14 protein-coding genes are annotated in these 13,126 nt (G+C 71.5%); 8 read left to right on the top strand and 6 right to left on the bottom strand.

Going from position 1 to position 13,126, the window contains the following annotated elements:
• Positions 1-18: 18 nt before the first annotated feature.
• The 3 genes from B4V06_RS15225 to B4V06_RS15215 all read right to left on the bottom strand — a co-directional run bounded on the left by B4V06_RS15225 (position 19) and on the right by B4V06_RS15215 (position 4,132).
• Complete coding sequence (locus B4V06_RS15225) at positions 19-1,293, bottom strand: DHH family phosphoesterase (protein ID WP_123112827.1); 1,275 nt, start codon at positions 1,291-1,293, stop codon at positions 19-21.
• Between the two features lie 78 nt (positions 1,294-1,371).
• Positions 1,372-1,836 (bottom strand): universal stress protein, encoded by a 465-nt coding sequence (locus B4V06_RS15220; RefSeq protein WP_123112826.1) that lies wholly within the window; start codon positions 1,834-1,836, stop codon positions 1,372-1,374.
• A gap of 703 nt (positions 1,837-2,539) precedes the next feature.
• On the bottom strand, positions 2,540-4,132 hold the full coding sequence (locus tag B4V06_RS15215; protein ID WP_498170506.1) for a heme-binding protein: 1,593 nt from the start codon (positions 4,130-4,132) through the stop codon (positions 2,540-2,542).
• 139 nt (positions 4,133-4,271) lie between these two features.
• Here B4V06_RS15215 and B4V06_RS15210 point away from each other — a divergent pair, with 139 nt between their 5' ends.
• Positions 4,272-5,468, top strand: coding sequence for a lycopene cyclase domain-containing protein (locus B4V06_RS15210; protein WP_498170504.1), 1,197 nt, complete (start codon positions 4,272-4,274; stop codon positions 5,466-5,468).
• Positions 5,469-5,568: 100 nt separating this feature from the next.
• Positions 5,569-6,222, top strand: coding sequence for a PadR family transcriptional regulator (locus B4V06_RS15205; protein WP_498170503.1), 654 nt, complete (start codon positions 5,569-5,571; stop codon positions 6,220-6,222).
• Here B4V06_RS15205 and B4V06_RS15200 read toward each other — a convergent pair.
• Positions 6,209-7,021 carry an SDR family NAD(P)-dependent oxidoreductase gene (locus tag B4V06_RS15200; RefSeq protein WP_498170502.1) on the bottom strand — a complete coding sequence of 271 codons (813 nt, stop codon included), beginning with the start codon at positions 7,019-7,021 and terminating at the stop codon, positions 6,209-6,211. The genes B4V06_RS15205 and B4V06_RS15200 overlap by 14 nt on opposite strands.
• Before the next feature lie 122 nt (positions 7,022-7,143).
• Here B4V06_RS15200 and B4V06_RS15195 point away from each other — a divergent pair, with 122 nt between their 5' ends.
• Complete coding sequence (locus B4V06_RS15195; protein WP_123112823.1) at positions 7,144-7,350, top strand: DUF8149 family protein; 207 nt, start codon at positions 7,144-7,146, stop codon at positions 7,348-7,350.
• 131 nt (positions 7,351-7,481) lie between these two features.
• Here the strand turns inward: B4V06_RS15195 and B4V06_RS15190 are convergent, their stop codons facing one another.
• Together B4V06_RS15190 and B4V06_RS15185 are read right to left on the bottom strand one after the other, a co-directional pair.
• Positions 7,482-7,718 carry a hypothetical protein gene (locus tag B4V06_RS15190; protein ID WP_123112822.1) on the bottom strand — a complete coding sequence of 79 codons (237 nt, stop codon included), beginning with the start codon at positions 7,716-7,718 and terminating at the stop codon, positions 7,482-7,484.
• Between the two features lie 108 nt (positions 7,719-7,826).
• Positions 7,827-8,600 carry a GTP cyclohydrolase III gene (locus B4V06_RS15185; protein WP_123112821.1) on the bottom strand — a complete coding sequence of 258 codons (774 nt, stop codon included), beginning with the start codon at positions 8,598-8,600 and terminating at the stop codon, positions 7,827-7,829.
• A gap of 193 nt (positions 8,601-8,793) precedes the next feature.
• Between B4V06_RS15185 and B4V06_RS15180 the strand changes: the two genes are divergently transcribed.
• From B4V06_RS15180 to B4V06_RS15160, 5 genes are all read left to right on the top strand, one after another.
• A complete protein-coding gene (locus tag B4V06_RS15180; RefSeq protein WP_498170500.1) occupies positions 8,794-9,573 on the top strand; it encodes an HAD-IIA family hydrolase in 780 nt (259 codons plus the stop codon).
• Positions 9,574-9,885: 312 nt separating this feature from the next.
• On the top strand, positions 9,886-11,286 hold the full coding sequence (locus B4V06_RS15175; RefSeq protein ID WP_123112819.1) for a DUF92 domain-containing protein: 1,401 nt from the start codon (positions 9,886-9,888) through the stop codon (positions 11,284-11,286).
• The gene (locus tag B4V06_RS15170; RefSeq protein WP_498170498.1) at positions 11,283-11,735 is read left to right on the top strand and encodes a GNAT family N-acetyltransferase; all 453 of its coding nucleotides are present in this window, start codon (positions 11,283-11,285) and stop codon (positions 11,733-11,735) included. Before B4V06_RS15175 ends, B4V06_RS15170 begins: the two co-directional genes overlap by 4 nt.
• A 92-nt stretch (positions 11,736-11,827) precedes the next feature.
• Positions 11,828-12,241 carry a phosphoribosyl-AMP cyclohydrolase gene (hisI, locus tag B4V06_RS15165; protein WP_498170497.1) on the top strand — a complete coding sequence of 138 codons (414 nt, stop codon included), beginning with the start codon at positions 11,828-11,830 and terminating at the stop codon, positions 12,239-12,241.
• The coding region (locus B4V06_RS15160; RefSeq protein ID WP_498170496.1) for a DUF7118 family protein at positions 12,242-13,126 on the top strand (885 nt) is incomplete at its 3' end.

The following is a 13,126-nucleotide window of genomic DNA, read 5'->3' as shown; positions in this document are numbered from 1 at the left end:
TCGCCCGCGGACGACCGCTTACTCCTCGTCGTCGGCCTCGGACTCGGCCGACTCCCCGTCGGCCGCGACCTCCTCGGCGACAGCTTCGAACGCGGCGAGGATGACCCGCTTGCAGGCCTGCCCCTCGGTCGTCCAGTGCTGGGCGTAATCGAGCATGTCGTCGTAGATGTCCGGCTTGCAGCCGGCGGCCTGCGGGTGGCCGCCGCCGTTGACCTTCCCGGCGACCTCGTGGGCGTGCTGGAATCCCTCGGAGCCGCGGATCGACGCGGAGCCGGCGGGTTTGACGATCACCGCGGCGTCGGCGCCCGCCTCGCGGAGCGTCTCCGCGACCTCGTTCTGCGAGCACCGACCGTACGTCACCGCGACGCTCCACTCGCCGACCTCGTGGGTGACCGCGCGGTCGACGGCCGCGTCGATCCGGGCCTCCTTCTCGACGCGCCGGTCGGCGACGAACGCCTCGACGGTCTCGGGGAGGTCGGCGCCGTACGCGCCGACGACCGTCGCGTACTCCTCGCCGCCGGCCCAGTAGGAGTAGTCGGCGAGGTCGTCCGAGCGCGGGTCCTCCTTGATCCAGAGGTCGTGGTCGCGGGTCACCGCCGCCAGCTCGGCCCATCGGTCGTCGAACGCGTACTCCAGCGAGCGGAGCGTCACGTCGGCCGTGCACTCCTCGTCGGACTCGCCGACCACGAGATCGACGCCGAGCTCGCGGACCGCCGCGGCCGTCTCGTCGTCCCACTGGTGGTGGTCGAACCACCGGATCGAGTCGGTCGCCTCCGCGAGCGCCTCCAGCGGCTCCGCGATCCACTCGTAGTCGTCCGGGCAGAGGTCGCAGACGAACAGGTCGATATCGTCGTCGGCGTACGCGAGCACGCGTTCGAGCGACGCGTCGAGCGAGTACGGCCCCGCTGAGACCAGCCCGACCGGCGAGCGCGTGTGGGCGTCGGCGGTGGGACCGTCCTCGTCGCCGTCCGCCTCGCCCGTCAGCGCGTCGTCATCGTCGGTCTCCGCCTCGTCCTCCTCCCCGTCGCCCGCCGCGAGCCGAGCCGCGATGGCCGCCTCGAAGTCGGCGGCGTCGAGCGCGGCGTCGTACGCCTCGCGGATCATCGCCGCGCAGGCGAGCCCGTCGGCGTCGCCGTCGGCGATCACGACCGCCTCGCTCCCCTCGATCGCCTCCTTCGCTCGCCGCTCGGCGCGCTCCTCGTCCAGCGAGTCCGGGTAGAAGAAGCCCTTGCCGGGCAGCCGCGTGTACCGCGAGCGAGGGATCCCCGCCTCGTCGATGAGATCGTCGTCCATACCGTCGACCCGAGCGGAAGCGGGAAAACTCCGCCGTTCTCGGAGCGCGTCGCCCCGTCCCCTCGGTGCGTCCGCTCCTTAGATCGTCGTTCGGCGCTGGTCCTCGTCGGTGAGCTGGCGGACGGTGAGCACGGGGATCGGACAGGTGCGCACGACGCGCTCCGCGACGGAGCCGATGAGGAACCGGTTCTCGCCGTGGCGACCGCGGGTTCCCATCGCGACGACGTCAGCGTCGATATCCCGGGCGTACCCCGAGATCTCGGCGGCCGGCCGCCCCTCGCGCACCTCGGCCGTCACGTTCAGTCCGGGGTCGCGCTCCGCCGCGGCGTCGGCGACCTGTTCGAGCGCCGCCTCGCCGTGGTCGTCGAGCGCGTCGCGGAGGTCCTCTCGGACCTCGTCGGGGGTGGACTCGACCTCGCCGCTGTCGACGATGTAGACGGCGTGGACCTCGGCGTCGAAGCGGGCGGCGATGTCGACCGCGACGTCGACGGCCCGGCGCACGCTGTCGGAGCCGTCGGTCGCGACCACGATCGTGTCGAACATACGCCTCCGTTCGCCGAGCCGATAGTTAAAAACAGGCGGTCGACGCCGGCACCGCACCGATCGACACCGCGAGCGCAGCGACGGAATATTTTATAAACGATTGAGCCGGTGCGGCGGCGCGCGCCTCCGAGCGGTCGCCCTCGGCGATCGCGAGGAGCACGTGCGAGGGAGTCAGTCGTCCGGAGCGAAGCGGAGGACGACTGACGAGGCTGGGGAGGTGTGAGGTGCGGTTGCGGTCCCGCGAGTGGAACGAGCGGGAGCACGGAAGTCGCAGCCCGCGCAGCGAACGCAGTGAGCGAGCAGGACCGTCTTCCAGCGGTGCTGCGCGGGGCGGGGCTCAAAGGGGCAGCCGGGAGGCGGGCGCAGGCGATGTAAGCACCGCAACGAGGGAGCGAACGTAGTGAGCGACCGAGTGAGGAGCGCAGCGAGCGTGCGCCCGCCTCCCGGCTGGGGCTTTGGAGGTGTTCACCGTCGATCCGTCAGCAACGATTTATAATCGAGCGACCGGAGCTTTGGGGGTGTCCACCGTCGCTCCGCTGGCAACGATTTATAAATAAACGACGGGGACGTCGGAGACATTCGTTCCGTCTTCAGGAGTCATTTATAAGTAATCAAACGGCGATCGGCCGATCGACAGCAACGAATAATAACCGATCTCCACTTGAGCGATCACTTATAAATCGCGATCCGCGCACCGCCTCGCCTACGCCAGGAAGACGTGGCGCGGCCGGTCGGCCAGCACCTCGCGGCCCCACTCCACCGTCTCCCGGAACTCGTCGGAGCCGAAGAAGGTCATCGCGTCCTCCTTCGCCTCCCACTGGCTGGCGATGAACATGTCGTTCTCGTCTTCCACGTTGCTCATTAGGTCGGTCTCGACGTGGCCGTTCATCTCCGCGAGAATGTCGCCGACCTCGTCGAACGTGTCGCCGAACTCCTCGCGGTAGTCGGGCTTGACGGTGTAGAACATCCCCATCGTGCCGAAGCCGGACTCCTCGCCGGCCCGCGCGACGACCTCCGGGAGCTCCGAGAGGAAGCCGGCCGCGGTCTCGGCGGCGGAGGCCGTGTCCCAGATGGAGACGACCGCGGCCCGGTCGGTGTGTCGGCCCTCGTACACCGCCGTCTTCACGTGGGTGCCGTAGTGGTCGAAGTTGCCGCGGAGCCCCTCGACCTCGTCGAACAGCTCGTCGACGTCGGCCTCGCTGTACAGCACGGTCGCGTACACGTCCTCGCCGTGCGGCTTCCCGGCGTAGATGTCCAGGTCTGCGAGCTCGCCGCGGATCTCCTCGTCGGAGACGCCCCCGCCGTCCCCCTCGTCGCCCGCGTGCGGGTGGTCGCCCTCGCCGCCCGCGTCCTCCTCGCCGTGCGGGTGGTCGCCGCTGGCGGAGCCGCCGCCGGCGCCGGCGTGGTCGTGGCCCTCGCCGTAGCTCCCGTGACCGTCGTCGCCGTGGTGGCCGCTCTCGCCGTGGTGACCCCCTTCGCCGTGGTGGCCCCCCTCACCGTGACCGCCCTCGTCGCCCGTGGGCACCGTCTCGCCCGCGAGGTACGCGCCCAGGTCCGCGGGCGGGAACCGCCGGCCGATGTAGAAGTCGCCGAACTCGCCGTAGCGCGAGGAGGCGGGGTCGAACCGCATCTCGTAGACGATGTCCTTGATGTCCGTCGGATCCGATCCGAACAGCGTGACGCCCCACTCGTGGCTGTCGAAGCCGACCGAGGAGGCGATCACCTGCTTGATCTTGCCGGCGTACTCCTTGCCGACCTCGCCGTGACCGGCCATGAGGTCGGCGCGGTCCTCGAAGTCGAGGTCGTACCAGTTGTACTCCTCGCCGCGGCGCTTGCTCATCGGGTAGAAGCAGACGTACTCGTCGTCCGGGATCTCCGGCGTCAGCTTCCCCTCGATGTACCGCCGGAGGCCGGCGTCGACCTCCTCCGGCCCCTCCTCGAAGTACGCGTCCGAGACGTAGCCGGAGACCTCGGTGACGGAGACGTACGAGGTCGTCCGCTCGGTGAACGCCGCCAGGGCGGTGTCCTCGAAGCGGCGCTCGATCGACGAGAGATCGTCGAGCGACGGCCGGAAGTGGACGAACAGCAGGTCGGCCTTGTGCCCGAGCACGGAGAACAGCCCGGAGTCGCCCTCCTCGGCGTCGGCGACCAGCTCGCGGTGTTTCAGGAAGGCCTCGCCCTCCTCGATCGCTCGGCGTCGCTCCCGCTCGGGGGCGTCGCGCCACGCGTCCCAGTCGATCGACCGGAAGTCGTGCAGCGCGAACCACCCCTCCTCGGTCTGTGGTGCCTCGACCATACCTCGGCTTGGGGCCCCGGACCTTAGGGGTTTGCGAGTCGTCGCCCCGTCTCCGGGACAGAACTCGTCTCGGCGAGTCGGGCGGGCGTACCTGTGAAACCCCCAACAGGATTAATCGTTATTAGTGCGTTGGTAACACATGGCAATCGCTCGGCACGAACGGGGACTGCGGGCGGACCTGCGGGCGTTGCTCTCGCAGGTCCATCCGGTGTTCATGTTGCCGCCGCTCGCGGCCTCGTGGTTCGGCGCGGCCGTCGCCGGCGAGTTCGGCCTCACGGCTGGCGCGATCCACATGAGCGCGATCTTCCTCGCGGTGTACACGGCGCACGTGAAGGACGGCTACGTCGACTTCCATCGCCGCGGCGAGGACGACGACCACCCCATGACGGTCCGCGGCTGTCGGCTCTCCCTCCTCGCCGCCGGCGTCGGCTTCGCCGCCTGTACGCTCGCGCTCGGCGCGCTCGTCGGCCCGGGCGCCGCGCTCGTCACCCTCCCGACCTGGTTCATCGGGTACCTCCACGCGCCGCAGCTCGACACGAACCCGCTCACCACGACGCTAGGGTACCCGACCGGCATCGCGCTCGCGCTGCTCGGCGGGTTCTACGTCCAGACGACCGAGGTGACCGCGACGATACTCGGCTTCGCGCTCGTCTTCCTCGTCACGCTCGCCGGGGTGAAGATCATCGACGACGAGCAGGACTACGCGTACGACCGGTCGATCGACAAGCGGACCGTTTCGGTGGTGCTCGGCCGACCGCGGGCCCGGACGCTGGCGTTCGCCCTGCTAATGACCGGGCTCGTCGGCGTCCTCTGGGGGACGGTCGGCGGACTGTTCCCCCCGTCGGCGCCGGCCGCGGCGCTGGCGTTCGGCTCGGTAGCGGTGGTGGCCAGACCGGCCCGCCCGACGATCGCGACGATGCTACTCATCCGCGGCGCCTACGTCTTCTTGGCCCTCCTGATCGTGGCCGTCTGGTTCCGGCCGCTGTCCGGCGCTCCGCTCCCCGACATCACCGTGTTCGGTCCGTACACGTACCTCGCCACCGAGGTCGCCTTCGGGGCGGTCGCGCTCGCCCTGCTCCGCTACGCCGGCGCGCTCCGTCGGTCTGCCCGGACGATCGCCGCCCTGTACCCGATCGCGTACCTCTGGGACTGGTACACGCTGGAGGTCGGCGTCTTCGAGATCACGATGCGCACCGGGTACGACCTGTTCGGGATCCCGATCGAGGAACACCTCTTCATGATCGTCGTGCCGGCGCTCGTCCTCGGGGTTCACGAAACGATCCGGACGCTCTCGTCCGAGTCGGACGAGTCGTCTCGAAGCGACTCGCAGGCGTGAGCGCGCTCGTCGACGACGCCCGCGTGAATCCGTTCGCGGTGCGACCGCCGGTCCGCGTCCGACCGAAACGCTTTCCGAGTCTCCCGTAAAGGAGGTGACGATGCGGAAGAGCGGACCGCCGAAGGGACTGATCTCGTATCTCGTCTTGGAGCTACTCGACGAGCGACCCCGGTACGGCTACGAGCTGCTGGGCGAGATCACCGCGATCAGCGGCGGCCACTGGGAGCCCTCGTACGGCTCGCTCTACCCGATCCTCTACAAGTTCGAGGACGAAGGCGTCGCCGAGCGCGTCGAGCGCGCCGACGAGCCCGACCGGAAGTACTTCGCACTCACCGACGCGGGCCGCGAGGAACTGGTCGAGAAGCGCCGGGAGATCGGCGCGGAGGCGAAGGAGTTCGGCGACGTCGTCCTCGGCTTCTACCACCTGTACGCCGCGCTCGCCACCGACGACCGGTTCGACGTCGACGACGCGGACGGCGACTGGGAGTACTCCGAGCGCTACAGCGCGTGGATCGTCGAGCAGACGATCCGCCACCACGAGCGCGACTTCGGCGAATTCGAGCGGATCGACGCCACGCCGGAGGAGTTCTACGCGGGGACGGACGCCGCGGGCGACGCGGACGACGCCGAAGGGGCGGACGCCGAAGCCGCGGGCGACGGCGAAGGGGTGGACGCGGGCGACGCGGACGCCGCCGGCGACGGCCCAACCGAGGGGGACGCGGCCCCCGACGGCGGCGACGCTACCGATCGATGAGCCGCCCGAGCACCCCGCCCGGGAGCCCGGCGCGGACCAGGCGGTCGTACAGCCGATCTGGGAGCACCGCGGCCAGCCGCGGGAGCCAGCGCGCGCGGCGGCTCACTCGGTAGACCGCGCGCGGCCGCTCGGTCGTTGCCGCGACGACGATCCGCTCGACCACGGTCTCGAGGTCGGTCGCGGCGGGCGCGTACCCCTCGAACGCCCGGTAGGCGTCGGCGTACGGGCCGTCGGGGTCCTTCGCGTTCCGGTCCGAAATCCCCGCGGCCGCGCGCTCGTTGAACCCGGTCGGGACCGGCCCGGGCTCGACGAACGCGACCGTCGCGCCGTGGGGCTCGACTTCGCGGCGGAGGGCGTCGGCGTACCCCCGCAGTCCGGCCTTCGCGGCGCTGTAGGCGCCGTGATAGGGGAGCGCGGTCGACCCGATCATCGAGCCGACCACGACGATCCGGCCGCCGCGCTCGCGGATCGACGGGAGCGCGGCCCGGACGACCGTGTGGACCGCGGTCAGGTTCGTGTCGAGCTGGCGGCGGAACGAGTCCACGGCGGTGTCCTCGACCGCCGCGATCTCGTACCCGCCGACGCAGGAGACGACGCGGTCGAACTCGCGCCCGGCGAGCAGCGCCTCGACCGCGTCGCCGTCGCGTAGATCGAGGGCGTGCGTCTCCGCGGCGTCGGGGAGGGCGGCCAGCCCGTCGGCGTCGCGGTCGATTCCGGTCACGTCGTGGTCTGCGGCCGCGAGCGTTCTGACGACGCCGCCGCCGATCCCGCCGGCCGCCCCGGTCACGAGGACGCGCATGGGAGCCGATAGCGCCCGGGGCGTGGTGACGCTGGCGGTTCGGGGCGGACGCGCGGTTCGCGAGGGGGGCTCCGGGTCGCCCTCCCGAAGGCATATATCGCCGACCCGCGATTACCCGACGTATGTCCACCGACGAACCGTCCGTCCCGATCGTCTGTACCGAGTGCGAGACGGAGACCAGCGTCCCCCTCTCCGACGTGGCGGACGCGCTCGCGAAACACAACGACGGGAAACACGACGGCGAGGAGGTGGCGGAGGTCGACCCGGCGTTAAAAGATCAGCTCGCCGACCTCGTCGCCGAGGACCTCGGGCTCTTCGAGGAGGCGTAGGCGAGAGAACGCGGCCGGGGATGACGTAGGCGAGAGAACGCTACCGGAGGTGGCGCAGTGGAGAGAACGCGGCCGCAGGAGGCAACGGGCTGCGGACGCCGGCGTCGGTCGCGGACCGTTCTCGCGGGCGGTCAGTCGTTCTGCGCGAGGGCGCCTTTCGGGTGGCCCTTGTGCTGGAGGTTCCGGTTGTCCCGCTTCCGAGTCGCCGTCGCCGGGATGACCGTCTCCGCGTCGACCTCGTCTCGCGGTCGCCCGGTGTAGCCGTGGTCGGGGTGCTCGGCGCAGTGGGCCATCGCGTCGTGCGACCCCTCCCACGGCCCCTCGTCGCAGTCGTCCGCCGTGCAGACGAACACTATCTCATCGGACATGTTGACGGAGGATTCCCGACCGGTCTATATAAACGTGGAGCCGTAGTTATCAAAACAGATAACGGAGGCCCTGGCGGGGCGGTCCGGCCGCCGGGCCCGAGTCTCGGCTCAGTCGCCGGCGGCGGGGACGCCGAACAGCTCGACGCTCGTGCCGTCGTGGCGGCAGTCCTCCAGCGCGTGCTTGGCGGCGAACCCCGCCTCGTGAGCGGAGGCGCCGCGGCCGACGCCGACTTGGAGTTCCACGCCCACATCGTCTTCGACGTGCGCGACCGCATCGGCGAACGCGCGCTCGGGGAGGTCGGGGCAGACCGAGATGATGTTGTCGCCGCCGACGAAGAAGGAGAGCGCGCCGTGCTGCTCCCGGAGGTACCGCATGACGGAGGCGTACGCCTGTTCGATGTTGATGAACGTGTCGAACTCGTTGAGCTGGTCGGTGTACTTGCCGGTCGCGTTGACGACGTCGAAGTGCGCGACCTGGAGGTCCGAGCCCGTCGCCTCCGTGAGGTACTCGCCGGCGAGCACCTCGGTCCGGGCCTCGTCCTGCGCGCTTCCCTCCACCTGGAGCCGGCGGTTCGCGTCCTCCAGCGCGTCGACCGGTCGCTCGGCGACCGCGGTGCCGAGGCTGACGCTCACCGGGTAGCGGTTACCGATCGATTCTTGGAGGGCCGCGTGGGCCGCGCCGTCCATGCCGTTCGTCACCGCGACCATGTTGTCGAAGCGCGTGAAGAAGACGTACGCGTCGCGGTGGCCGACGAACTGAGCGATGTCGGCGAAGAGCCGCGACTGGAGCGTCTGGAGGTCCATCTCCCGGCGCGGCTCCGGCGTCGTCGTCCACGGCCCGTAGTTGTCGATCTGGACGAGGGTCACCTGGGTCGTCGTCACAGTACCGTTGGTTGGGAGTCGGGCCGCTTTACCTTTCCGTTATCCCGAAGGTGAAACCCGTACCGAATTTGGAACCCGCGTGCGGCGGGACGGGCGCGACGGCCCCGCAACCACTCGACCGTGGCGCACTCCACAACCACTCGACCGTGGCGCACTCCACAACCACTACGGCCGTGGCGCCCCGACGACGGACATGGCATTCAGCGGCGCCGTCATCGACGTGGACGGCACGGTCGTGCGAGGCAACGATCCGATCCCGGGCGCTCCGGCGGGCTACCGTCGGCTCCGCGAGGCCGGGATCGAGACGCTGTTCGTCTCGAACAACCCGACCAAGGCGCCGCCCGCGTACGTCGACCGGCTCGGCGCCGCGGGGTACGACGTCGACGCCGACCGGGTGTTCACGGCCGGGACGGTGACGACGCGCTACCTCCGCGAGCACCACGCCGACGACGACCTGCTGTGTATCGGCGATCCCGGGCTGCTCGACCAGTTCGCGGAGGCGGGGCTCTCGACCACCGACGACGTCGACGCCGCCGATGCCCTCGTCGCCTCGATCTCCCGAAATTTCGACTACGACGACCTCTGTACCGCCATGTGGACGCTCGAGCGCGACGTGCCGTTCATCGGCACCGACCCCGACGTTGTCATCCCGGCCCCCGAGCGCGACGCGCCCGGCTCCGGGGCGGTGATCAACGCGATCGCCGGCGTCGCGGAGCGCGAGCCCGACGTCGTCTTGGGCAAGCCGTCGGACCCCGCGATCGAGATGGTGAGCGAGCGGCTTCCCTACCCGCCCGAGGAGTGCCTCGTCGTCGGCGACCGCCTGAACACGGACATCGCGCTCGGCGAGCGCGCGGGGATGACGACGGTCCTCGTCCGGTCCGGTGTGACCGACGAGGAGCGGCTCGCCGCCGCCGACGTCACGCCGGATTACGTGCTCGACGACCTCGGTGACATCGACCGGGTCATCGGCTGAGCGGGGCGCTGGCGTCGCACCCGACATCCGCCACCACGCTTCTCCCGACATCCGCCAGCTCGCCCCGCTCACGCCGCCCCTATCAGTTCCGCTCCGTGGCTAACGTTTATAAGAGCCAGACGCCTCCCGTCGCGTATGAGTGACGTTGACACGCGCGAGGAGGCGACCGGGGACGACGACGAGGACCCGGAAAGCAGGGTCCGCGTGATCGAGGGGCACGCGGTCCGGTTCAACGAGTATCGATACTGACCGACGCCGCGGTCGCCGGCCGGTGTCGGGACCGTTAAGTGCTCGTCCCGGGTAGCCGACTGTGTGATACGGAGGCTCCGACGCGCGAGTACCTTCGCCGCCGTGGCCGCGCTCGCGGCCCTCGCGCCGACGCTCGGCGACGCCGCCGTCGTGCCCTTCCTCGCCGTCGCCGGCCTCGCCTTCTTCGGGATCCGCGACGGCGAGTGGTTCGAGACGCTCGCGCTCCCGGGCGACCGGGAGGAGGAGCGGCTGTACGGACTGGTCGCCTTCTCGGTCGCCGCCGCGGGCCTCGCGCTGTTCGCCTCGCTCCCCCGCGCGCCGCTCCCGTACGAGGCGTTCGCCGCGGCGGCGCTCGCCGTCGGCGGCGGGCGACTGGGCCGGGAGCTCGTCGGCCGGTCGACGAGCGACGAGTTCCCGCTCGTCGCCGGCTACGTCGGCGTCGGCGCGCTCGCGGCCCTCGCCGGACAGGTCGCGGTGCGCCTCCAGACGGAGCTCCTCGGCGTCGCCGGCGGCCTCTCCCTCGGCGGGCCCGCCCCGGCCCCGAGCCTCGACCCCGCGGGGGCGACGTCGGCGCTGGCGACCGCCCTCCCCGACCTCGTCTTCCTGGCGTCCGTGGCCGCGCTGACCGCCGCGCTCGTGCGGTCGCTGGTGTTCGCCCGCGACGCGCACATCACGGTCATCCTCGTCGCGTTCGCGGTCTGGGGGTTCGTCGCGCTCGACCCGGCGGTCACGGTCCCCCTCGTCGCGTTCGGGCTCGGCGTGACCGCCGCGCTCGGCTACGTCTCCTTCGCGCTCGGCACCGCCTCGGTCCCGGGCATGCTGACCGGGGTGCTCTCCGCCCTGCTCGCCGTCGTGCTCGGCGGCGTCGGCTGGTTCCTCACGCTGATGGCCTTCTACGCCGTCGGCGGCCTCGCCTCCAAGTACCGGTTCGACGAGAAGGCCGCGCGCGGCGTCGCCCAGGAGAACGAGGGGGCCCGCGGCACCGGCAACGTGCTGGCGAACTCCGCGGTCGCCTTGGCCGCGCTCCTCGGCTACGCGGCGACCCCCCACCTCGGCGTGCCGGCCGCCCCCTTCGCGTTCGCCTTCGCCGGGGCGACCGCCACCGCGATGGCCGACACGCTCTCCTCGGAGATCGGCGGGCTGTTCGACGGGCCCCGGCTCGTCACGACCCTCCGGCGGGTCGAGCCCGGCACCGACGGCGCGATCACGTGGCAGGGCGAGCTCGCCGGGCTCGCGGGCGCGCTCCTCGTCGGCGGCCTCGCCGCGGTCGGGATGCCGGTCGGCGACCCGGTCGTCGGCGGCGGGCTCGTCGTCCTCGCGGGCGTCGCCGGCATGACCGTCGACAGCGTCCTCGGCGCGGTGGTCGAGGGCGAGCGCGTCGGCAACCAGGCCGTGAACTTCCTCGCGACGCTGTCCGGGGCGGCGGTCGCGGTCGCGGCCGCGCTGGGGGTGGCGGGGTTTTGACCCGCTCTGCCGACGACGAGGAGTCCGCCGCCGCCTCCGACCCGCGCGTTCGGGCCGCCCGCCCGACCGACGCCGACCGGATCCGCGAGCTGCAGGGGTTCCTCCGGCGGCCGAACCCGGACCTCCTGGAGTACGGGCTCGCGGTCGGGTCGGCGCTCGTGAGCGTCGCGGACGGCCGGACCGTCGGCTACCTGCTCCCGGTCGACGCCCCGAACCGGCCCGGCGTCCACGTCGCCGAGCTCGTCGTCGACCCGGACCACCGGCGCGAGGGGCGCGCCAGCGGCCTCCTCTCGGCCGCGATCGCGGACGCGGACGGACCCGTGACGCTGCAGGCGCACCCCGACAACGAGGGGGCGCTCGCGCTGTACGACGGGCTCGGCTTCGAGGTCGTCGACCGGCGCGCCGACGCGTACGCCGACGGCGACGCGCTCGTGTTGCGGCGGGAGTAACGCCGGCACCGTCTCGGGTGGGAGTAGCGCCGCCACCGTCTCGGGCGGGAACAGACAAAAGGACTATTCGAGCCCCGCGCCTCCGCCGAGACATGAGTGACGCCGACGCGGACGCGGGAGCGAGCGGGGCCGGCGAGGACGGGGGCGACGGCATCGACGTCGACTTCGGCGAGGACGGGCTCGTCCCCGCGATCGCCCAGGACGCCGACTCGGGCGAGGTGCTGATGCTCGCGTACGTCTCGCCGGAGGCGCTCGACCGCACCCGCGAGACGGGCGAGGCCCACTACTACTCCCGGTCGCGCGACGAGCTGTGGCACAAGGGCGGCTCCTCCGGCCACACGCAGGCGGTCCGCGAGGTGCGCGTCGACTGCGACGCCGACACCCTGCTGTACCTCGTCGACCAGAATGTGGGAGCGTGTCACACGGGCCACCGCTCCTGCTTCCACCGGACGATCGACGGCGAGCACGTCGGGGAGCGCGTCTTCGACCCCAACGAGGTGTACTGAATGAGCGGCGCCGCGGAGGAGAGTAAGACGGGCGAGACCGACCCGGTCGCCGAGGCGGGCGAGGCGGCCGCGACGCTGCGCGAGCGCTACGACGAGCTCCGGCGGCTCGAGGAACGGATCGCCGACCTCGGCCGGGAGCGCGTCGAGGCCGCGGCGGACACGTATCGGCGGGCCCACCGCGTGCTCGACCAGTACGAGGAGGACGCGGTCGGCAGCGGCGACTTCGCGGCCTACGTCCAGTTCGAGGGCGAGTTCGCGAACGCGGTCGACGTCGACGACGACGCGCTCGCGGCCGACGCGTTCGCGGCCGCCGACGAGGCGGTCGACAAGAAGCGGCTCTCCGAGTCGGACTTCGCGGCGGCCCGCGAGGCGCTCGACCCCGCCGGCGAGTACGTCGACCTGCTCGCCGACCGCGACGAGGCGGTCGACGACTACCGCGCCGCGCGCAAGGACGCGCGAGCGGCGCGGAAGGCCCTCGCCGCGCGGCTCGACGAGCTGCGCGAGGTCGCGGAGATGGCCGACGCCGACCTCGACGCCGACGTCGACCGCCTCCGCGAGCCGGTCGCGACGTACAACGAGGCGGTCCGCGAGTCGTTCGCCGACTTTTATAAGTCGGCGTCGGCCCGCGACGTCTTCGCCTTCCTCGACCGCGCGGACGCGACGCCGTTCGTCGACGTCAGAGTCCCGCCGACGGACCTCGCCGAGTACGTCGCGGAGTACGAGGCGGGCGAGGAGCCGCTGCCGACCCTGCTGGAGTACGCGGACTACTCGAACTCCAAGCTGGAGCACTACGTCGAGGACCCCGGCGCGCTCCGGACGGCGGTCGCGGTCCACCGCACCTACATCGAGCGGCTCGACGGCGAGCCGCTGACGCTGGACTGGCCG

It is taken from the genome of Halorubrum sp. B53 (assembly GCF_059752395.1).
Note: the sequence above shows the minus strand (reverse complement) of the source record. Positions and strands in the feature narration are given on the sequence as shown.

Coding starts and splice junctions, on each gene's coding strand:
- B4V06_RS15225 (WP_123112827.1), bottom strand. CDS start 1,293: ATGGACGACGATCTCATCGACGAGGCGGGGATCCCTCGCTCGCGGTAC.
- B4V06_RS15220 (WP_123112826.1), bottom strand. CDS start 1,836: ATGTTCGACACGATCGTGGTCGCGACCGACGGCTCCGACAGCGTGCGC.
- B4V06_RS15215 (WP_498170506.1), bottom strand. CDS start 4,132: ATGGTCGAGGCACCACAGACCGAGGAGGGGTGGTTCGCGCTGCACGAC.
- B4V06_RS15210 (WP_498170504.1), top strand. CDS start 4,272: ATGGCAATCGCTCGGCACGAACGGGGACTGCGGGCGGACCTGCGGGCG.
- B4V06_RS15205 (WP_498170503.1), top strand. CDS start 5,569: ATGCGGAAGAGCGGACCGCCGAAGGGACTGATCTCGTATCTCGTCTTG.
- B4V06_RS15200 (WP_498170502.1), bottom strand. CDS start 7,021: ATGCGCGTCCTCGTGACCGGGGCGGCCGGCGGGATCGGCGGCGGCGTC.
- B4V06_RS15195 (WP_123112823.1), top strand. CDS start 7,144: ATGTCCACCGACGAACCGTCCGTCCCGATCGTCTGTACCGAGTGCGAG.
- B4V06_RS15190 (WP_123112822.1), bottom strand. CDS start 7,718: ATGTCCGATGAGATAGTGTTCGTCTGCACGGCGGACGACTGCGACGAG.
- B4V06_RS15180 (WP_498170500.1), top strand. CDS start 8,794: ATGGCATTCAGCGGCGCCGTCATCGACGTGGACGGCACGGTCGTGCGA.
- hisI (WP_498170497.1), top strand. CDS start 11,828: ATGAGTGACGCCGACGCGGACGCGGGAGCGAGCGGGGCCGGCGAGGAC.